Annotated in this window: 20 protein-coding genes; 18 read left to right on the top strand and 2 right to left on the bottom strand. The window is 65.8% G+C overall.

Annotation, left to right across the window (positions count from 1 at the left end; translation table 11 throughout):
* Positions 1-2 precede the first annotated feature (2 nt).
* On the top strand, positions 3-1,226 hold the full coding sequence (gene hemW, locus AC1X6S_RS02905; RefSeq protein WP_483404312.1) for a radical SAM family heme chaperone HemW: 1,224 nt from the start codon (positions 3-5) through the stop codon (positions 1,224-1,226).
* Positions 1,227-1,238: 12 nt separating this feature from the next.
* Here the strand turns inward: hemW and AC1X6S_RS02900 are convergent, their stop codons facing one another.
* Positions 1,239-1,850: a DUF4870 domain-containing protein gene (locus AC1X6S_RS02900; protein WP_483404311.1), complete on the bottom strand. Its 612-nt coding sequence runs from the start codon at positions 1,848-1,850 to the stop codon at positions 1,239-1,241.
* Positions 1,851-2,118: 268 nt separating this feature from the next.
* On the opposite strand from AC1X6S_RS02900, the gene hrcA reads away from it, so the two are divergent.
* The 15 genes from hrcA to AC1X6S_RS02825 all read left to right on the top strand — a co-directional run bounded on the left by hrcA (position 2,119) and on the right by AC1X6S_RS02825 (position 16,636).
* Positions 2,119-3,141 carry a heat-inducible transcriptional repressor HrcA gene (hrcA, locus tag AC1X6S_RS02895; protein WP_483404310.1) on the top strand — a complete coding sequence of 341 codons (1,023 nt, stop codon included), beginning with the start codon at positions 2,119-2,121 and terminating at the stop codon, positions 3,139-3,141.
* A gap of 81 nt (positions 3,142-3,222) precedes the next feature.
* Complete coding sequence (gene dnaJ, locus AC1X6S_RS02890; RefSeq protein ID WP_483404309.1) at positions 3,223-4,320, top strand: molecular chaperone DnaJ; 1,098 nt, start codon at positions 3,223-3,225, stop codon at positions 4,318-4,320.
* A gap of 3 nt (positions 4,321-4,323) precedes the next feature.
* Entirely contained in the window at positions 4,324-5,064 is a 741-nt protein-coding gene (locus tag AC1X6S_RS02885) for a 16S rRNA (uracil(1498)-N(3))-methyltransferase (RefSeq protein WP_483404308.1), read from the top strand.
* Positions 5,065-5,111: 47 nt separating this feature from the next.
* Positions 5,112-5,462, top strand: a complete 351-nt coding sequence (locus tag AC1X6S_RS02880) for a histidine triad nucleotide-binding protein (protein WP_483404307.1) — start codon at positions 5,112-5,114, stop codon at positions 5,460-5,462.
* Positions 5,463-5,586: 124 nt separating this feature from the next.
* Positions 5,587-6,603, top strand: coding sequence for a PhoH family protein (locus tag AC1X6S_RS02875; RefSeq protein WP_483404964.1), 1,017 nt, complete (start codon positions 5,587-5,589; stop codon positions 6,601-6,603).
* Positions 6,600-7,061 (top strand): rRNA maturation RNase YbeY, encoded by a 462-nt coding sequence (ybeY, locus tag AC1X6S_RS02870; protein WP_483404306.1) that lies wholly within the window; start codon positions 6,600-6,602, stop codon positions 7,059-7,061. The genes AC1X6S_RS02875 and ybeY overlap by 4 nt, the downstream gene beginning before the upstream one ends.
* A gap of 3 nt (positions 7,062-7,064) precedes the next feature.
* Positions 7,065-8,363 (top strand): hemolysin family protein, encoded by a 1,299-nt coding sequence (locus tag AC1X6S_RS02865; protein WP_483404305.1) that lies wholly within the window; start codon positions 7,065-7,067, stop codon positions 8,361-8,363.
* Positions 8,364-8,365: 2 nt separating this feature from the next.
* Positions 8,366-9,373: a GTPase Era gene (era, locus tag AC1X6S_RS02860; RefSeq protein ID WP_483404304.1), complete on the top strand. Its 1,008-nt coding sequence runs from the start codon at positions 8,366-8,368 to the stop codon at positions 9,371-9,373.
* A gap of 85 nt (positions 9,374-9,458) precedes the next feature.
* On the top strand, positions 9,459-10,661 hold the full coding sequence (locus AC1X6S_RS02855) for a sensor histidine kinase (protein WP_483404303.1): 1,203 nt from the start codon (positions 9,459-9,461) through the stop codon (positions 10,659-10,661).
* On the top strand, positions 10,658-11,347 hold the full coding sequence (locus AC1X6S_RS02850; protein WP_483404302.1) for a response regulator: 690 nt from the start codon (positions 10,658-10,660) through the stop codon (positions 11,345-11,347). The genes AC1X6S_RS02855 and AC1X6S_RS02850 overlap by 4 nt, the downstream gene beginning before the upstream one ends.
* Positions 11,348-11,602: 255 nt before the next feature.
* Positions 11,603-13,363, top strand: a complete 1,761-nt coding sequence (gene leuA, locus AC1X6S_RS02845) for a 2-isopropylmalate synthase (protein WP_483404301.1) — start codon at positions 11,603-11,605, stop codon at positions 13,361-13,363.
* A 210-nt stretch (positions 13,364-13,573) separates the two neighbouring features.
* Positions 13,574-14,308, top strand: a complete 735-nt coding sequence (gene recO / locus AC1X6S_RS02840) for a DNA repair protein RecO (protein ID WP_483404300.1) — start codon at positions 13,574-13,576, stop codon at positions 14,306-14,308.
* A 2-nt stretch (positions 14,309-14,310) separates the two neighbouring features.
* Complete coding sequence (locus AC1X6S_RS02835; protein ID WP_483404299.1) at positions 14,311-15,111, top strand: isoprenyl transferase; 801 nt, start codon at positions 14,311-14,313, stop codon at positions 15,109-15,111.
* A gap of 698 nt (positions 15,112-15,809) precedes the next feature.
* On the top strand, positions 15,810-16,499 hold the full coding sequence (locus AC1X6S_RS02830) for a DsbA family oxidoreductase (protein WP_483404298.1): 690 nt from the start codon (positions 15,810-15,812) through the stop codon (positions 16,497-16,499).
* Complete coding sequence (locus AC1X6S_RS02825; RefSeq protein ID WP_483404297.1) at positions 16,496-16,636, top strand: hypothetical protein; 141 nt, start codon at positions 16,496-16,498, stop codon at positions 16,634-16,636. Before AC1X6S_RS02830 ends, AC1X6S_RS02825 begins: the two co-directional genes overlap by 4 nt.
* Before the next feature lie 27 nt (positions 16,637-16,663).
* Here AC1X6S_RS02825 and AC1X6S_RS02820 read toward each other — a convergent pair whose 3' ends face one another.
* Complete coding sequence (locus tag AC1X6S_RS02820) at positions 16,664-17,149, bottom strand: aminoacyl-tRNA deacylase (protein WP_483404296.1); 486 nt, start codon at positions 17,147-17,149, stop codon at positions 16,664-16,666.
* Between the two features lie 33 nt (positions 17,150-17,182).
* Here AC1X6S_RS02820 and dusB point away from each other — a divergent pair, with 33 nt between their 5' ends.
* Positions 17,183-18,343 carry a tRNA dihydrouridine synthase DusB gene (gene dusB / locus AC1X6S_RS02815; RefSeq protein ID WP_483404295.1) on the top strand — a complete coding sequence of 387 codons (1,161 nt, stop codon included), beginning with the start codon at positions 17,183-17,185 and terminating at the stop codon, positions 18,341-18,343.
* Positions 18,333-19,601 carry a deoxyguanosinetriphosphate triphosphohydrolase gene (locus AC1X6S_RS02810; protein ID WP_483404294.1) on the top strand — a complete coding sequence of 423 codons (1,269 nt, stop codon included), beginning with the start codon at positions 18,333-18,335 and terminating at the stop codon, positions 19,599-19,601. Before dusB ends, AC1X6S_RS02810 begins: the two co-directional genes overlap by 11 nt.
* The last annotated feature ends 28 nt before the right edge of the window (positions 19,602-19,629 follow it).

Raw genomic sequence — 19,629 nt, 5'->3', positions numbered from 1 at the left:
TGATGGCCGGCCCGCTTCCGCTCGGTGATCCCGCTCCGCCAGACGGATGCCTTCCGGCATCCGTTGCTGACGGCGCTCAGTCGCGGTCGCTCGCGTTCTACCTCCACGTGCCGTTCTGCCGCGTGCGGTGTGGTTACTGCGACTTCAACACCTACACCGCGACGGAGCTGCGCGGCGCCAAACAGTCCGACTACGCCGACGAGGCGGCCGCCGAGGTCGCGTTCGCCGCACGGGTTCTTCGGGACTCCGGCGTTCCACGCCGCGAGGTGAGCACCGTGTTCTTCGGCGGCGGAACGCCGACCCTGCTCCCGGCCGCCGACCTCGTACGCATGCTGAATGCTGTTCGCGCTCACCACGGCATTGCGCCTGGCGCAGAGATCACGACCGAAGCGAACCCTGACTCTGTCGATGCCGAGTACCTCCGCCAGCTCGCCGACGCAGGGTTCACTCGTGTGTCGTTCGGCATGCAGTCAGCGGTTCCGCGGGTGCTCGCCACCCTGGAGCGGACCCACGACCCCGAGCGCGTACCCCTCGTGGTCGACTGGGCCAAAGAGGCCGGCCTCCAGGTGAGCGTCGACCTGATTTACGGCACTCCCGGTGAGACCATCGACGACTGGAGCGTGTCAGTGGATGCCGCGCTCGCGACGCAGCCGGATCACATCTCGGCGTATTCGCTGATCGTCGAGCAGGGAACCAAGCTGGCCAGGCAGATCAGGTCAGGACTCCTCGCGCTGCCGGACGAGGATCTCCAGGCCGACATGTACGAGTTGATCGACTCCCGGCTGGCCGACGCGGGTTTCTCCTGGTACGAGGTCAGCAACTGGTCGACCTCGCCGTCATCGCGCTCACGGCACAACCTCGCCTACTGGCAGAGCCAGGACTGGTGGGGGATCGGGCCTGGCGCACACAGCCACGTCGGCGGGGTGCGCTGGTGGAACGTCAAGCATCCTGCGGCGTACGCCGGCCGGATCGCCGAGGGCGTGTCTCCCGCGGTAGGCAGGGAAACGCTCGATCCGGAGGCCCGCGAGCTCGAGCGTGTTCTCCTCGGGGCCCGGATCCGTGAGGGCATCGCCGTGCGGTCGCTCCCGAGCGAGGCCCGGGTCGCCGTGGCCGGCCTGATCGCCGACGACCTGGTTAACGCCAGAGCCGCCCTCGCCGGGACAATCGAGTTGACCCTGCGGGGGCGGCTCCTGGCCGACGTTGTCGTTCGGCGGCTGACCGCCTGACGAGTGGGTGGGCTACTTCACCATGCGGAACGCGAAGAAGTAGCGGTATGCCTCACCGTTGTTGACCTTCACACCGCCGATGATGCCGAAGATGATGCCGAGCACGCCGACGATCCAGGCGGCGGGGAACAGCAGCAGCCCGATAAGCACGACCGTGAGCAGCGCGCCGAGGATGTACAGGCCGATGACGAAGATCGTCACGGTGAGCTGGAAGTTCAGCGCTTCCTTGGCTTCCTGGCGAGCGAAAGGTCCGCGGTCCTTGAAGACCAGGTAGATCACCAGCGGGGCGATCCACCCGGCGGTTCCCGCGCCGAGGAAGGCTCCGAGCGCGCCGCCGAAGTGAGCGAGCGACGCCCACAGCTTGTCATCGGCCTGCGTCAGCGGGGTGGGGCCGCCGTACTGCTGCTGCCCATACTGCTGCTGGCCGTACTGCTGCTGGCCGTATGGCTGCTGTGGTGCGCCGTATGGCGGCTGCTGCGGTGCGCCGTACGGGGGCTGCTGCGGTGCACCGTATGGCTGCTGCGGTGGAACCGGCCCTCCCTGGTAGCTGGGTGGCACCTGTCCGCCGTCCTGGCCCTGTCCATGTGACGGATCGGGCTGGGAAGGCGTGTTGGGGTCGGTCATGGCATGGCCTTTCGATGAGGGGGACGCTGGGTATCAGCCGCGTCGACGAACGTCCGCGGGGGTGTGCGCCTTGTGGTACCCAACGGTACTGCCGTTGCCCCCATACAGGCAACGCTGAGCGCAATTACGACGCGGCGTGTCTCCGCGCTAGAATTAGCACTCAGGAGTATGGAGTGCCAACGCCGACTCCGCGTGCGGCATCCGCGAGTCAGTGCCCACAATCAACGCCCAGAATCAACGCCCGAAACCAGCGAAGGAGAAGACGGACATGGTCTCCGAACGAAGCCTCGAAGTGCTTCGCGTGATCGTCGAGGATTACGTCGCAAGCCGTGAGCCCGTCGGTTCGAAGGGGATCGTCGATCGTCACTCTTTCGGTGTGAGTGCCGCCACCATTCGCAACGACATGGCCCAGCTCGAAGAGGAAGACCTCATCAGTGCGCCCCATACGTCGTCAGGGCGGATCCCGACAGACAAGGGTTACCGGCTCTTCGTCGATCAGCTCGTTGAGCGGCGGCCGTTGTCCGCAGCCCAGAAGCAGGCGATTGAGGCGTTCCTCGGCCAGTCAGTCGACCTCGATGATGTGCTCGTCCGCACGGTCAGGCTGCTCTCGCAGATCACCAACCAGGTCGCGATCGTGCAGTACCCGTCGTTCGCCCGTGCGACGGTCAGGCACGTCGAGATCGTGGCTCTGAGCGATCACCGGCTGCTGACCGTGCTGATCACGGACACCGGTCGTGTCGAGCAGAGGGTCGTCGAGATCCGCGATCCTGTGGAACAGGAACTGCTCGAGTCCATCAAGACCCGCGTGAACTCGTCGCTCGTCGGACTCCCGGTCGAGGAGGCGTCGTCGACGCTCGACTCGCTCGTCGAGTCGAGCCCGCAGCTCGACAAGGAACTGATGGCGCGGATCACGTCCGCGCTCGCTGAGCAGTTCGGCGAGTACCGCCACGACAAGCTGATCATGGCCGGCGCCGCAAACCTCGCCAGAACCGAAGACGACTTCTCCGGGAGCATCTACCCGGTCCTCGAGGCACTGGAACAGCAGGTGGTTCTCCTTCGGCTGTTCAGCGAGATGGACACGGATGCCAACGGCGTCTCGGCGAGCATCGGCCGTGAGAACGCGTCCTTCGGTCTCGGTGAGACGTCGATCATCACAAGCAACTATCGTTCCTCTGCTGGCGAACTTGCCAGGCTCGGGGTCCTCGGACCGACGAGAATGGACTATTCGAACAACCTTGCCGCCGTTCGCGCGGTAGCCCGCTACCTCTCGCGCCAGATCGGCGACAACTAGTCACACTTGCGCGCGGCTCGGCGCGAAATACCCAGGAAGCTCGTCGAGCACATGTGCTTCCCAGACAACGAAAGGCCATGAGTGGCTGACCACTACGAAGTACTCGGAGTGTCCCGCGAGGCGACAACCGACGAGATCAAAAAGGCTTACCGCAGGCTCGCACGAGAACTGCACCCCGACGTCAATCCCGGGGCGGATGCCTCTGAGCGGTTCAAGCAGGTCACGCACGCCTACGACGTGCTCAGCGACGCCAAGCAGCGCCAGCAGTACGACATGGGCGGCTCCGGCCAGGGAGCGGCCGGTGGCTTCGGCGGCTTCGGCGATATCTTCGATACCTTCTTCGGCGGCCAAACCCAGCAGCGCGGCCCCAAGTCCCGCCGCGAACGCGGCCAGGACGCGCTGCTCCGCGTGGAGATCGACCTCGACGAGGTCATCTTCGGCACGCACCGCGACCTCGAGGTCGACACCGCAGTGCTGTGTGAGACCTGCCAGGGCTCGTGCTGCCAGCCGGGAACCTCTCCCATCACCTGCGACATCTGCCACGGCTCCGGCCAGATCCAGCGCGCCGTTCGCTCGCTCCTCGGCAACGTGATGACGTCGAGCCCCTGCGGAAGCTGCCGCGGCTACGGAACGATCATCGTTTCGCCGTGCGTCACCTGCCAGGGCCAGGGCCGGGTTCGCGCCCGCCGCACGGTGCCCGTCGACATCCCAGCCGGTGTCGACACCGGACTGCGGCTGCAGATGCCGGGCAGCGGAGAAATCGGCCAGGCCGGTGGACCCCACGGTGACCTGTACCTCGAGATCAAGGTCCGCAACCACGAGATCTTCAGCCGCAACGGTGATGACCTGCTCTGCACGCTCGACGTGCAGATGACGGATGCCATCCTCGGCGTGGAGACCACAATCCACGCGCTCGACGGTGATGTCGATCTCGATCTCAAGCCGGGAATCCAGAGCTCCGAGGTCCTCACCATCAAGGGCCGCGGTGTGACGAAACTGCGCGGTAACGGCAGGGGTGACCTGCGCATCGGCATCCAGGTCGTCACGCCGACCAAACTCGACCACCGAGAGAAGGAACTCATCAAGGCCTTCGCGGCCGGGCGCAAGCAGCAGGACACCCAGCTGGGTCACTTCCAGCAGGGCCTGTTCTCGAAGCTTCGCGATAAGTTCCTGGGCTAGCGCGTGGCCAACCTTTACCTGAACGAGGCGCTCTCTGAATCGCGGGCCGGAGAGCTCATCGAGCTCTCCGGTCCCGAGGCGAAGCACGTGACGACGGTGAGTCGGGCGAAGGTCGGCGACGACCTTCTCGTCGGCAACGGCAGGGGGCTGCTCGCCTGGGGAGTCATCGAGACCATCGAGGCCGGCCGGGTGGGCGTTCGTGTCTCCTCCGTTCGGGAGGACGCGCCGGTGGCCCCTGGCCTGGTTCTCGTGCAGGCACTCGCCAAGGGTGACCGCGACGAACTGGCGATCCAGGCGGCAACAGAGCTGGGCGTCTCGCGGATCATCCCGTGGGCCGCGGCACGCAGTGTCTCCCGGTGGGAAGGGCAGAAGAAAGAGAAGGGCAGGGCGCGCTGGGAAACCATCGTCCGCGAAGCGTCGAAGCAGAGCATCCGTTCGTTCGTCCCGTCCGTCGACGAGATCGTCAGCACGGCGGCACTGGCCTCGATGGCAGCTGAGCACCGCGTCCTCCTGCTCGAGCCGACCGCAACAGACAAGCTCTCCGACTTCGACCCTGCGTCCGACGGATCCGGTGGGGACATTGTTCTCGTCGTCGGGCCCGAGGGCGGAATCAGCAAGGAAGAACTCGCCGCTCTGACCACTGCGGGAGCCCGGGCGGTGCGGCTCGGAGACACAGTTCTGCGAACGTCGTCCGCCGGCCCGGCGGCACTCGCCGTCCTCAACGTTGCTCTCGGCCGCTGGTGACCTGTCAAGCCGGTCCACAACCGGCTCCCGGTTCGTAGGATAGAACCATGTCCGATACTGAGCGAAGCATTTTCAGCCGCATCATCGCGCGCGAGATCCCGGCAACGATCGTCGCGGAGACCGATTCCCTGATCGCCATCGAGGACATCGCACCGCAGGCACCCGTCCACCTGCTCGTCGTTCCGAAGACGGAGAGTTACCGGAACGTGGCAGAGCTCGCCGCGGGCGACCCCGGCCTGATGGCCGAGATGGTGGCTCTCGCCCAGCAACTCGCGAACGAGCGCGCTGGCGGAGAATTCCGCCTCGTCTTCAACACCGGTCCTTCGGCCGGTCAAACAGTTTTTCATGTTCACGCACACGTCCTCGCGGGGACTCTTGGAGAGGGAACACTTGCCTGATTCTGACGACCTTTCCGGCTCGAGCGAGCCGGTGACGCCCAACCGGGCGGCCCAGGACCGCGACGCAGCGGCGCCGTCGGCATCCGAATCGTCCGAAGCAAGCCTCCACGTCGACGGCGTCGCCATGGTCAGGCTCCTCGGTGCACAGGATCGTTTGCTCACCACGATCGAGACCCAGTACCCCGGTGTATCGCTGCACGTCCGCGGCAACGAGATCAACCTGTCCGGCGACCCCCAGCAGGTGCAGGCAGCGCGAACACTGATCCAGGAGCTCATCGAGCTGGTGAAGCAGGGCCAGGACCTCGACCCGCTCGAGGTGCGCTCGTCCGCCCGGATTCTCGACGACGCGTCTGGCCGTCCCTCTGAGCTGCTCGGCCAGGCGATACTGACCTCGCGCGGCAAGACGATCAGGCCCAAGACCCTGGGGCAAAAGGAGTACGTCGACGCCGTCGACGAGAACACCATTGTGTTCGGGATCGGCCCAGCCGGAACCGGAAAGACTTACCTCGCCATGGCGAAGGCCGTGCAGGCCCTTCAGCGCAAGGAAGTCGAACGCATCATCCTCACCCGGCCGGCCGTCGAGGCGGGGGAGCGGCTCGGCTTCCTCCCAGGGACCCTCACCGACAAGATCGATCCGTACCTGCGCCCGCTGTACGACGCGCTCAACGAGATGATGGATCCGGAACTGGTCCCCAAACTCCTGGCCGCCGGCACCGTCGAGGTGGCGCCGCTGGCCTACATGCGCGGCCGCACGCTGAACAACGCGTTCATCGTCCTCGATGAGGCCCAGAACACCACGCCGGAGCAGATGAAGATGTTCCTGACGCGGTTGGGCTTCGGCTCCAAGATGATCGTCACCGGCGACATCACCCAGGTCGACCTCCCGGTCGGTGCCTCCGGGCTCCGCCTGGTCACCCGGGTGCTCGACGGCATCGACGACATCCACTTCGCGCGCCTCACCAGCGATGACGTCGTCCGGCACACACTGGTCGGCCGGATCGTCGACGCCTACAGCGAGTACGACCAGGTGAAGCAGGCCGAACGCTTCGAGCGTGGCCAGGCTCAGGAATTTGCCAACCGGGCCGACCGCAGGGGATCAACACCCCGCGACCGTGCGAAGAGAAGAGGAACCAGCTCGTGAGTATCGAGATCAACAACGAATCAGCGATTCCCGTCGATGAGTCGGTGATTCTCCGGTTGGCTGACTACGCACTCGGTGTCATGCACGTCTCGAGCGAGGCCGACCTCAACATCGTGCTCGTCGACGAAGCGGCCATGGAGCAGTTGCACGTGCAGTGGATGGACGAACCGGGTCCAACCGACGTGCTCAGCTTTCCCATGGACGAGCTGCGGCCTGGGACAGAGGATGCGCCTACTCCGCCCGGACTGTTGGGCGACATCGTGTTGTGCCCGCAGGTCGCAGAGGCGCAGGCTGAGACGGCCGGGCACTCGACAATGCAGGAGTTGCTGCTGCTCACGACGCACGGCATCCTGCACCTGCTCGGATTCGATCACGCCGAACCGGACGAGGAGCGGGAGATGTTCGGAATCCAGCGTGACATCCTGCTTGGCTTCAGTATTGAGGAGCGCCGTTCCTAGGCCATGACACTTTTCTGGTTCATAGCCGTCGCGATAGTCCTCGTCGCATTCGGCGGACTGATGGCATCCGTCGATGCCGCGATCGGCGTCAAGTCACGGGCGGACATCGCCGAACTCGCCTCCCACTCACGACACTCGGCGGCACTGCAGGGCATTGCGGATGACCCGAACGCGCACCTCAACGCGGTCAACTTCATCCGTATCCTCGCCGAAACGACCGCGGCGGTACTCGTCACACTGGCCTTCGCGTTCAGCCTCGAGGAGCAGTGGCTCGTCCTGCTCCTGTCCGCGCTCATCATGACTGCCGTCTCGTTCGTGCTCGTCGGGGCCAGCCCGCGGAGCTACGGCCGCACGCACGCCGACGCCATCCTGCGACTCGCCGGCCCGCTCGTGCGCTTCATCCGGGTGCTTCTCGGCCCGCTCGCCGACGCACTGGTCGCGCTCGGTAACCGCGTCACCCCCGGAGTCGCTCGAAACGCGTCATTCTCGAGCGAAGAGCAGCTCCTGAGCATGGTCGACGAGGCCACCGAACTCGACGTGCTGGAGGAGGACGACCGCGAACTCATCCACAGCATCTTCGAGTTCAACGAGACGGTAGTGCGCGAGGTGATGATCCCCCGCACGGACATGGTCACCGTCGACGCGTCCGTGACGGTGCAGCAGGCAATGAGCCTCTTCCTGCGCACCGGGGTATCGCGGGTGCCCGTCACCGACGGCGAGGTCGACGACGTCGTCGGGGTCCTGTACCTCAAGGATGTCGTCCGGCTGGTTCACGAGGGTGACGCCAAAGCCAACAGCGTCACGGTACGGAGCCTCGCCCGCGAGGCGCTCTTCGTGCCAGAGTCGAAGAAGGCCGACTCGCTGCTCCAGCAGATGCAACTCGAGTCGAACCACCTCGCCATGGTCGTCGACGAGTACGGCGGGATCGCCGGCCTGGTGACCCTCGAGGACCTGCTCGAAGAACTCGTTGGCGACATCTCCGACGAGTACGACGCGGACAGCCGCGATGTCGAGGACCTCGGCGACGGCAGGTATCGCGTCAACGCCAGGCTTCCCGTCGACGAACTCGGTGAACTGTTCGACCTCGAACTCGACGACGACGAGGTGGACTCGGTCGGCGGGTTGCTCGCGAAACTGCTCGGCCGCTTGCCGGTCGCCGGCTCCGCGGTCGAGACCGACGGACTCGTGCTCACCGCCGAGCGCACAGAAGGGCGCCGCAAGGGCGTCAGCACGATCCTCGTGGAGCGAACAGAAGCTCTCAAGGACGTGCAGGAATCTTTCGAACAATCAGAGGAGAAGTAGTCATGACCCATGACGATCAGCAGAATGACCAGCCCGATGCAGAGCAGGAACAGGAGCAGGAGCAGGTGCAGGAGCCGGAGCAGCCGGAGCACGTCCAGCCGGAACGGGAGATCCTTCCCGACAACGGATACCGCGCGGGCTTCGTCTCGTTCGTCGGCAGGCCCAACGTCGGCAAGTCGACACTGACCAACGCACTCGTCGGGCAGAAAGTCGCGATCACCAGCTCGAAGCCGCAGACAACGAGAAAAGCGATCCGTGGCATCCTGCACGACGAATCCGGCCAGCTCATCATCGTCGATACCCCCGGCATCCACCGCCCGCGGACTCTTCTCGGGCAGCGCCTCAACGACCTCGTGCAGTCGACGCTCAGCGACGTCGATGTGATCGCCCTGTGCGTCCCCGCCAACGAGAAGATCGGCCCAGGCGACAAGTTCATCAATGAGCAGCTCGACCAGTACCCCCGGGCAAAGAAGGTGGCCATCGTCACCAAGATCGACGCCGCGCCGCGACCCACAACCGCGGAGCAGCTTGCCGCGGTACAGGAGCTGCGCGACTGGGACCTGATCATTCCTGTGTCAGCGACAAGCAGCATCCAGCTCGACATTCTGGTCCGGGAGCTGATCGCGCTCATGCCGACATCGGAGGCTCTCTATCCCGAGGATGCCGTCACCGACGAGAGCATCGAAGACCGCATCTCTGAGTACATCCGAGAGGCCTCCCTCGAGGGAGTCCACGATGAGCTGCCGCACTCGATCGCCGTCACCATCGACGACATGATCGACCGTGAGGACAAGGACATCCTCGACATCTACGCCAACATCTTCGTCGAGCGTGACAGCCAGAAGGCGATCATCATCGGCAAGGGCGGGTCCAGGCTGCGCGATGTCGGCCAGCAGGCCCGCATCCCGATCGAGAAGCTCGTCGGCAAGCAGGTGTTCCTGTCGCTGCGCGTCAAGGTTGCGAAGGACTGGCAGCGGGACCCCAAGCTCCTCGGACGCCTCGGGTTCTAGCAATTCGTACATCGGGAGGATGATCTTCACCTCCCGATGTACCGGATAGCCACGTCACGGCTCCGACGGGAACTAGCGTGGAGATATGTTCCGTCGTCTCTCGCCGCCGCAAATCACCGTCGACATCGTTGTCGCGGCGTTGTTCGGACTCGTCGTTGCGTCGGTAGAACTGCCGTTCAGCGATGGAATGGCGCCCGTGATCGTCGCACTCGGCATGACCGCGTCGCTCGCGCTGCGCCGCTTGTCGCCCGGCCTCGCGCTTGCGGTGGCCTGGCTCGCGGTTGCCGTTCAGCTCACCGGCGCCATGCAGCCCGTTCCCTCGAACCTGGCGATCCTCGCCGTGCTGTACGCGACAGGGTGCTACGGAGGCACCTGGGTCCGATGGGCCGGGCTCGCCTCGGCGATCGTCGGCGGAGTGGTCGCGGCGACATACACGTCGCTTATCTTTTTCTCCACGGGATACGACCTGACGCAGATGGCGGATTTTCCCGGGGTCGTCATCGCCTCGGTCTTCGGCTCCATCGCCGCCATTTTCGTCTTCACGCTGGCGTGGACGATCGGCCTGCTCGTGCGCACGTCGCAGGCGGCGAAGGCGGAGAGTGTTCGGCGTCGACAAGCGCAGGAGGAGCAGCGACTGGCGGAGCAGAACGTCGTCGTTGAGCAGGAGCGCAACCGGATCGCCCGTGACATGCACGACGTCGTCGCGCATTCCCTCGCGGTCGTCATCGCGCAGGCAGATGGGGCGCGGTACGCGCAGAAGGGTGACCCGGAGGCCATGGACTCGACGCTGGAAACGATCGCCGAGACGGCACGGGGCGCGCTCGGGGACGTGAGGTTGCTGCTGGCAGAGTTGAGGCACCGTCAGGGCGATGGGCCCCAGCCGCTGCTCACCGACCTCGACGCTCTGTTTGAACAGATGAGGGGCGCGGGCCTCGACGTGCGTGTGAATATCTCGGGTGCGCAGCCTCCGCTACCGACCGGCCACCAGATCGCGATCTACCGGATCCTTCAGGAAGCGCTCACGAACGCGCTGAGACACGGCAACCGAAGCGAACCGGTGCGTGTCGACCTGCATTGGCAGAGCACGGGAGTTGTCGTCCGGGTGGACAACCTCATCGCCCCGGTTCCCTCGTTGCCGGACGGTGTCGGGCACGGACTACCGGGAATGCACGAGCGCGCCGCCCTCGTCGGCGGCTGGTTTACCGCTGAACGCACCGAGGACTCCCGGTTCGTCGTCTCGGCCTATGTCCCCGTCCCCAACCTCGCTCAGATGGGAGCAATCCGATGACCGGTGAGACCATTCGTGTCGCCCTCGTTGACGACCAGGAGCTCTTCCGTGCCGGCATCCGCATGCTGGTCAGCTCGCAAGCCGACTTCGAGTTCGTCGGCGAGGCCGGCGACGGGAGAGCGGCCCTCGCGCTCGCGCGGGAGACCCAGCCCGATGTCATCCTGATGGACGTCAGGATGCCGGTGATGGATGGCATCCAGTCCACCATCGCGATCCTCGAACAAGCGGATGCCGCCGGCACGGTGCCGCCCCGCATCATCGTTCTCACAACGTTCGATCTCGACGAGGGCGCTGCGCACGCCCTGCGCAACGGCGCCAGCGGATTCCTGCTCAAGGACACCCATCCCGGTTTTCTCCTCGCCGCCATCCGCACCGTGCACGCCGGAAATGCGGTGATCGCGCCCGGTGCGACCCAGGCGCTGTTCAGCCACTTCGGTGGGGGCTCGCCGACCCGTCCCGTACCCGACCAGTTTGAAAGCCTCACGGCGAGGGAGAAGGGCATCTTCGCTCTCGCGGCGCGAGGAATGAGCAACTCCGAGATCGCCGCGGGCGAGTTCCTCAGCGAAGCGACGGTGAAGACCCACATCTCGAGGGTGCTCGGCAAGCTCGCTCTGCGTGACCGGGTCCAGCTCGTCATCTTCGCCTACGAGCACGGACTCATCACCCCGGAATCGCCTGTGCCCTGACCGCGGCAGCCGGGGACTGGCATCTCGCTCGGGTCCGCCCCACGCGCGGAGTGCAGAACCGAGCAGATTTTCGTGTGAGGCACCATTCGGGGATCAAAATGCCCAGAAGCGATGCGGGGGCGACGCCCGTGGTGTTAGCCTGTTTCTGTGTTGTTCGGTGCCTTCCTTCTTAGCTGCCGCGGCGAGGCTTAGCTCATAGCCCTCTCGTCGCGGAGTTCATCGTTGGCTGAACATCACACGCGAGGAGAAGAGATTATGCAAAACAACCAGACCCCGTCGGGTATGCCGATCCACAAGTACAGCCAGTACCAGGACACCTTCGACGTCAGCCTTCCCGACCGCACCTGGCCCGACAAGCGGGTCACTGCAGCACCGCGTTGGTGTGCCGTCGACCTTCGAGACGGAAACCAGGCTCTCATCGATCCGATGAGTCCCGAACGCAAGCGCATCATGTTCGACCTGCTGGTCAAGATGGGCTACAAGGAGATCGAGGTCGGTTTCCCGAGCGCGAGCCAGACGGACTTCGACTTCGTTCGCAGTCTCATCGACGAGAACGCGATCCCGGACGACGTCACGATCCAGGTTCTGACTCAGGCGCGCGACCACCTGATCGAGCGTACCTACGAGTCGATCGCCGGCGCCAAGCAGGCGATCGTGCACCTCTACAACTCGACGAGTGTGTTGCAGCGCGAGGTCGTTTTCCGCACGGACAAGCAGGGCATCATCGATATCGCCCTCGCTGGCGCGCGCAAGTGCCGCGAGATGGAGAAGTCGATCCCGGAGACTACCGTCTACTACGAGTACTCGCCCGAGAGCTACACCGGAACCGAGCTCGAGTACGCCGTCGATGTCTGCAACCAGGTGCTCGAGGTGTTCCAGCCGACGCCCGACCGCAAGGTGATCATCAACCTCCCGTCGACCGTCGAGATGGCGAGTCCGAACGTCTACGCCGACTCGATCGAGTGGATGGGCCGCCACCTCAACCACCGCGAGAACGTCCTCATCTCGCTCCACCCGCACAACGACCGCGGCACAGCCGTTGCCGCCGCGGAGCTCGGCTACCTCGCCGGCGCTGACCGCATCGAGGGCTGCCTCTTCGGCAACGGCGAGCGCACCGGAAACGTCGACCTCGTCGCCCTCGGGATCAACCTGTTCACGCAGGGCATCGATCCCCAGATCGACTTCAGCGACATCGACGAGGTCAAGCGCACCGCCGAGTACTGCAACCAGCTCCCGGTGCACGAGCGCAGCCCGTGGGCGGGCGACCTGGTCTTCACCGCTTTCAGCGGGTCGCACCAGGACGCCATCAAGAAGGGCTTCGAGGCGATGGCCGCCGACGCTGCCGCGCAGGGCAAGGATGTCAACGAGCTCAAGTGGGCTGTGCCGTACCTCCCGGTCGATCCCAAGGATCTCGGTCGCAACTATGAGGCGGTCATCCGGGTGAACTCGCAGTCGGGCAAGGGCGGAGTTGCCTACCTGCTCAAGACGGACCACGCGCTCGACCTGCCGCGCAAGCTGCAGATCGAGTTCTCCGGTGTCGTCCAGGCGAAGACCGACGAAGAGGGTGGCGAGTTCACGAGCGACGCGATCTGGGGAGTCTTCCAGGACGAGTACCTGCCGAGCGACACCGAGGCCGAGAAGTGGGGCCGGTTCGAGCTGCAGTCGACTCGCACGTCGAGCCGCATGGCGGGGTCCGTCGAGCTCACCATCGACCTGCGCGACCGCGACACGGTCTCCGAGGCGACCGCGACGGGCAATGGGCCGATCGCTGCGTTCCTCACCGTGATGCGGGACCGTGGAATCGATGTGACGCTCTACGACTACGTCGAGCACGCACTGAGCGCGTCGGGAGACGCACTCGCCGCGGCTTACGTCGACCTGCAGGTCGGCGACCGCCGGCTCTGGGGCGTCGGTATCGATGCTGACATTTCGACGGCGTCGCTCAAGGCCGTCGTGTCAGCGGTCAACCGTGCCATCCGCACCTCGACTCCCGACCGCGAGCTCGCCGGGGTCTGACCCGGGGCGGCTGTACCCCGCCTCGGAGGGCTCAGCCGGCTTCGGCGGACTCAGCCCGCCACTGCCAGCAAGGCCCCGCACCGCCGAGAGGCGCCTGCGGGGCCTTTCTCTGTCCGCGCTGCCTGCGACGGTTCGCGGGCAGCGTGATAATTGCGGATGCCACGCCCCGCGATCTGACCGAGCGCTCAGCGGGACGCGAGATACTGGACTGTGCCCGTTTACCGTGAAGAAGGAGTCGTGCTTCGCACCCACAAGCTGGGCGAAGCCGATCGGATCGTCACGCTCCTCACCCGCGGTCGCGGCAAGGTTCGCGCGGTAGCGAAGGGTGTTCGACGCACCGGCTCCAAGTTCGGCGCCCGGCTCGAGCCTTTCATGGTCGCGGACCTGCAGCTCTACGAGGGCAGGACGCTCGACGTCATCAACCAGGCCGAGACCCTCGCCTCCTACGGTGCACTGATCGCCGCCGACTACTCGAGCTACACCGCGGCGACGGTGATGGTCGAAACGGCGGACAAGCTCACCGAGTCGGAGGGCTCCCTCCAGCAGTACCTCCTGCTCGTTGGCGCGCTGCGCGCCCTGTCGCGCCACGACCACGACGCCACGCTCATCCTCGACTCGTATCTCCTCCGTTCGCTGTCGCTCGCGGGCTGGGCACCGAGCTTCTTCGACTGCGCCAGGTGCCAGGCGCCCGGACCCCACCGTCACATGGTGGTGCAACTCGGCGGGGTCGTGTGCGACAACTGCAGCCCGCCCGGCAGCCCGCGACTCGACGAAGACACCATCACCCTTCTGGCCGCACTGCTCACCGGCGACTGGGACGCGGCAGACGCCTCGGGCGACCAGCTCCGGTCGCGCGCGAGCGGTGTTGTCGCCGCGTATACGCAGTGGCACCTCGAGCGCGGTCTGAAATCCCTTGTCCACGTGTCACGAGAGCGAGCACAGTAACTTTGCCCAAGCCATTCACGCACAAGGATGCCGTTCCGTTCCGTCCCCTCGACTGGACGGGTATCTACCCACCACAGGTTCCGGCTGCGGCAGTCCCGAAGCACGTCGCGATCGTCATGGACGGCAACGGGCGCTGGGCCAACCGCAAGGGGCTGCCCCGGGTCGAGGGCCACCGGGCGGGGGAGGCGGCGCTGCTCGACGTCGTCGCCGGCGCCATCCAGATGGGCGTGAAGCACCTCTCCGTGTATGCCTTCTCTACCGAGAACTGGCGCAGGTCACCCGACGAGGTGCGGTTCCTCATGGGCTTCAACCGCGATGTGCTGCACCGCCGCCGTGACCAGCTCAATGAGTGGGGGGTTCGTGTTCGCTGGGCGGGGCGCAAGCCGCGGCTGTGGGCATCCGTGATCAACGAGCTTCAGTACGCCGAGAAGCTCACGCAGGACAACGACGTGCTGACGTTGACGATGTGCGTCAACTATGGCGGCAGGACCGAGATCACGGATGCCATGCGCCAGCTGGCAGAGCAGGTCGCTGCGGGCACGCTCAAGCCGTCCGGGATCACCGAGAAGTCGATCCAGCGCCAGCTGTACGTGCCGGACCTGCCGGACGTCGACCTGTTCGTGCGCAGCTCGGGGGAGCAGCGGACGAGCAACTTCATGCTGTGGCAGTCGGCGTATGCGGAGATGGTGTTCCTCGACACGCTCTGGCCGGACTTCACCCGCGAGGACCTGTGGGAAGCGGTTGGGCTGTACGTGGACCGCGACCGACGCTTCGGCGGGGCCGTCGACAAGCCCGGAACCTGACGGGCCTGCGCGCGCCGCTTCGGTGGTCGCAAATGCACGTTACGGGCCACGGTCGACGTGCATTCGTGACAGTTGAGTGGCAGAGGTGCGGGGTCCGCCGCTTCAGCTGTCCCAAACGCACGTTATGACCGACGGAAACCTGCATTCGTGACACTTGAGTCGCAGCAGGGCGGGGGCCCGCCCTTCAACTGTCGCAAATGCGGGTTATGACTTACGAGAACGTGCATTCGTGACAGTTGAGTGGTGCCGGAGCAGGGGTGACGTGCTTTTGGACGGTTGAGTGGTGCCGCGGCGGATGCCCGCTCTGGGCCGTCCGCGACTGCATCCGCCGGTCGGTCGCCTCTCCCGCCGCATGCGCCGCGGCTTCAGCTGTCGCAAATGCACGTTACGACCCGCGGAACCGTGCATTCATGACAGTTGAGTGGCAGAGGTGCGGGGTCGGCCGCTTCAACTGTCGCAAATGCAGCTTATGACCCACGAAAACGTGCACTCATGACAGTTGAGTGGCAGAAGGGCGGGGCCCCCAGCTTCAGCTGTCGCGATCGCGCGTTATGACCGAAGGAAACGTGCATTCGCGACAGTTGAGTGGCTGTGGAGGAGGGGTGACGTGCATTCGTGACGGATGACGGCGACGGCATCCGCCAATCGAGCCATACGGCGGCGGGAATACAACCGCGAGCACCCCGGTTGGCGTGAGTGTGAGTGAATCAATCAAGATCGACATCTGGTCAGACATCGCGTGCCCCTGGTGCTACATCGGCAAGCGCAAGTTCGAGACGGGAGCCGCCGCGTTCGCCGAACAGGCCGGCGCCAACGCACCTGCGGTGACCGTCGAATATCACAGCTTCGAACTCGCGCCGGATACCCCCGTCGATTTCGACGGCGATGAGGTTGAATTCCTCTCGACCCACAAGGGCATGCCTGCCGAGCAGGTTCGCGGCCTGCTCGACAACGTCAGTGGCATCGCCAAGGCGACGGGCCTCGACTACAACTACGACATCCTCAAGCACACCAACACGGTCAAGGCCCACCAGCTGCTGCACTACGCGAAGGCGCACGGCAAGCAGCTCGAGGCCAAGGAGCGCCTGCTCAAGGCATACTTCACCGAGGGCAGGCACGTCGGCCGGATCGAAGATCTCGCCGACCTCGCCGCCGAGATCGGGCTGGACCGCGACGATGTGGTTCGATCGCTCTCCGCCGACGAGTACCTCGGCGACGTGCGCGCCGACCAGGCCCAGGGCCACGAGTACGGCATCCAGGGGGTCCCGTTCTTCGTCATCGACGGCAAGTACGGCATCTCGGGAGCGCAGGAGGCTGCGGCCTTCGCCCAGATCCTCGACCAGGTCTGGATGGAACGACAGATGGAAAGTGAAGGAGCGACAGCATGAGTGAGAACAGCACACGTCCACGCCTGACCCTGCTTGGTGACACGGATGCCGTCAGCTGCGAGGGCGACGCCTGCGTGATTCCGTCCCTCGCCGAGGTCACCTCGGCTGTGGAGAAGGCGTTTCGCTCGGGTCTCTAACCACCGCGAGCGGTCGCGCCCGTCGGCTCACTCCGGATCGGTGATGTCTGCCACCACGGCGTCGAACGCCCGCGCGAGCGCGTCCGCGTCCACGAACGCGCTCAGCCCCGGCGCTCCGGCGCCGAGCGCGACGCGAGTGCCGACGACGGACTCGTCGAGATACACGGGCCACGGGGTCGTGCTGCCGAGCGGTGTAATCGTGCCGCGGGCGTATCCCGTCGCGTCGAATGCCGTGTCCGCCGATGGCAGCGACAGCTTGTTCACCCCAACAAGGGCGCGCAGCTTGGGCCACGAGATCTTCCGCCCGCCCGGCACCAGCGCGAACAGGAAATCACCGTCGTGGCGCTTCACGACGAGCGTCTTCACGATGCCACGAGGTTCGATGCCCAGGAGCGCCGCCGCCTCCTCAAGGCTCGATGCGTCGGGGCGCGGGACGATCTCAACCTCGAGGCCACGACCGGCGGCATCCGCCCTCACCCGATCCGATCCTGACGGCAACTGCTCGACGGTCATGTATTCGCCAGCTTTCTGGGAGAATTGAAGGACATGTCTGTTTCCCCAACGATAAGCCACACCCCGGCACTGTCGATCGGCTCTCTCGAGCTCGACGTGCCGGTCGTTCTCGCGCCCATGGCCGGGATCACCAACACCGCGTTCCGCCGGCTCTGCCGCGAGTTCGGCGCCGGGTTGTACGTCAGCGAGATGATCACCTCCCGCGCGCTCGTCGAGCGCAACAAGGAGACCATGCGGCTGATCAACCACCACGAGTCGGAGACGACGCGCAGCATCCAGCTTTACGGCGTCGACCCGAAGACCGTCTCAGAAGCCGTCACGATCCTCGTCGCCGAAGACCGCGCCGACCACATCGACCTCAACTTCGGCTGCCCGGTGCCCAAGGTCACCCGCAAGGGCGGCGGAAGCGCGCTGCCGTGGAAGCAGGACCTGTTCCGCGACATCGTCGAGGGCGCCGTGAAGGCGGCCGGCGACATCCCGCTCACGGTGAAGATGCGGAAGGGCATCGACGCCGACCACCTCACCTACCTCGAGGCGGGCAAGGCCGCCGAGGGCGCCGGAGTCGCAAGCATTGCCCTCCACGCGCGCACGGCGAGCGAGTTCTACTCCGGTCACGCCGACTGGTCTGCGATCACCAAGCTCAAGGAGACGGTGACGAGCGTCCCCGTCCTCGGCAACGGCGACATCTGGTCGGGCGAAGACGCCCTGCGGATGATGTCCGAGACCGGCTGTGATGGCGTCGTCGTCGGTCGCGGCTGCCTCGGCAGGCCCTGGCTCTTCGGTGACCTCGCCGCGGCGTTCACCGGCAGCGACCAGCGGTTTACCCCGAGCCTCGGTCAGGTGGCGTCCACTTTCCGTCGCCACGCCGAGCTGCTCGCCGAATTCTTTGAGAGCGAAGAACGCGGATGCCGTGACATCCGTAAGCACGTCGCCTGGTACTTCAAGGGGTACCCGGTTGGCGGGGACCTCCGTGCCCGCCTCGCCACTGTCGAGTCGCTCGAGCAACTCGACGAACTGCTCGCGACGCTCGACTGGACACTGCCATACCCGGGCGCCGACGCCGAGGGCCAGCGCGGTCGCGCCGGTTCACCGAAGCGCACGGTGCTGCCCGACGGCTGGCTCAACTCGCGGACGCTGGACAGCGTCGGACGCGGCACGCTGACCGAGACCGAGAGCGACACCAGTGGCGGATAGCGCGCCGACGCCGGGTCAGTACTCGGAACACGACACCGAACGGGCACTGCCCGAAGAGCACTCCTCGAGGCGCAGCGACTTCGCCCGCGACCGCGCGCGCCTGCTGCACTCGAGCGGACTCCGGCGCCTCGCCGCGAAGACCCAGGTGCTGAGCCCGGCGGCCGGACTCGACTTCGCCCGCAACCGGCTCACCCACTCGCTCGAGGTGGCCCAGGTCGGCCGCGAACTCGCCACCAGCCTCGGTCTCGAACCCGACGTCGTGGACACCGCCTGCCTCGCCCACGACCTCGGCCACCCTCCGTTCGGCCACAACGGTGAACGTGCGCTCAACATCTGGGCCGAAGACATCGGCGGCTTCGAGGGCAACGCCCAGACCCTGCGGATACTGACCAGGCTCGAACCGAAGGTCTTCGGACCCGACGGGCACTCCTACGGGCTGAACCTCACCCGGGCGAGCCTCGACGCGAGCTGCAAGTACCCGTGGCCCGCCGCCCAGGCGGTTATCGATCCGGGCGGACGCGCGAAGTACGGTTTCTTCGACGACGACAGCGACGCCTTCGTCTGGCTGCGCCAGGGTGCGCCGCCGCGCCAGCGCTGCATTGAGAGCGAAGTGATGGACCTCTCCGACGACATCGCCTACTCGGTGCACGACTTCGAAGACGCCATTGTGAACGAGTACATCGACCCGGCGTTTCTCAGCGCGAGGGCCGGACACGACTCGCTCATCGCCGCTGTGCAGGAGTGGGCAGGCGCCGACTTCACCCTCGACGACATGGCTCAGGCCTTCGATCGCCTGGCTGCCCACCCGCTCTGGGTGTCGAGCTGGGACGGGTCGCGGCGCGACCTCGGCAAACTCAAGAACTTCACGAGCCAGATGATCGGCCACTTCGCGCAGTCGGCGACCAAGGCAACCCGCGAGGCGTACCCGCAGGAGAGCGTCATCCGGTTCAGCGCGTCCGTCGTCGTTCCGCACGACGTGCAGGCCGAGATCGCCGTGCTCAAGGGCGTCGTCGCGGCGTTCGTGATGTCGAGCGATTCGCGCCAGCCGATCTACCGCAAGCAACGCAGCCTGCTCACCGACCTCGCCGACCAGCTCTATGCGGCTGGACCCGAATCGCTCGACCGCGGGTTCGCCGATGACTGGGCCGCGGCATCCGACGATGCTGCCCGCAAGCGGGTCATCGTCGACCAGGTGGCGAGCCTCACCGACCAGTCCGCCCTCGCCTGGCACGAACGACTCACCGTTGGCAGGCACTGAACCGTGCCTGTTGAGGAGCGTTTCGGCC

It is taken from the genome of Mycetocola sp. Y442 (genome assembly GCF_056898615.1).
Note: the sequence above shows the minus strand (reverse complement) of the source record. Positions and strands in the feature narration are given on the sequence as shown.

Bases quoted from the DNA above. Each gene is read 5' to 3' on its own strand.
- hemW (WP_483404312.1), top strand. From the start codon at position 3: ATGGCCGGCCCGCTTCCGCTCGGTGATCCCGCTCCGCCAGACGGATGC.
- AC1X6S_RS02900 (WP_483404311.1), bottom strand. From the start codon at position 1,850: ATGACCGACCCCAACACGCCTTCCCAGCCCGATCCGTCACATGGACAG.
- hrcA (WP_483404310.1), top strand. From the start codon at position 2,119: ATGGTCTCCGAACGAAGCCTCGAAGTGCTTCGCGTGATCGTCGAGGAT.
- AC1X6S_RS02880 (WP_483404307.1), top strand. From the start codon at position 5,112: ATGTCCGATACTGAGCGAAGCATTTTCAGCCGCATCATCGCGCGCGAG.
- AC1X6S_RS02875 (WP_483404964.1), top strand. From the start codon at position 5,587: ATGGTCAGGCTCCTCGGTGCACAGGATCGTTTGCTCACCACGATCGAG.
- AC1X6S_RS02865 (WP_483404305.1), top strand. From the start codon at position 7,065: ATGACACTTTTCTGGTTCATAGCCGTCGCGATAGTCCTCGTCGCATTC.
- era (WP_483404304.1), top strand. From the start codon at position 8,366: ATGACCCATGACGATCAGCAGAATGACCAGCCCGATGCAGAGCAGGAA.
- AC1X6S_RS02855 (WP_483404303.1), top strand. From the start codon at position 9,459: ATGTTCCGTCGTCTCTCGCCGCCGCAAATCACCGTCGACATCGTTGTC.
- AC1X6S_RS02850 (WP_483404302.1), top strand. From the start codon at position 10,658: ATGACCGGTGAGACCATTCGTGTCGCCCTCGTTGACGACCAGGAGCTC.
- leuA (WP_483404301.1), top strand. From the start codon at position 11,603: ATGCAAAACAACCAGACCCCGTCGGGTATGCCGATCCACAAGTACAGC.
- AC1X6S_RS02825 (WP_483404297.1), top strand. From the start codon at position 16,496: ATGAGTGAGAACAGCACACGTCCACGCCTGACCCTGCTTGGTGACACG.
- AC1X6S_RS02820 (WP_483404296.1), bottom strand. From the start codon at position 17,149: ATGACCGTCGAGCAGTTGCCGTCAGGATCGGATCGGGTGAGGGCGGAT.
- dusB (WP_483404295.1), top strand. From the start codon at position 17,183: ATGTCTGTTTCCCCAACGATAAGCCACACCCCGGCACTGTCGATCGGC.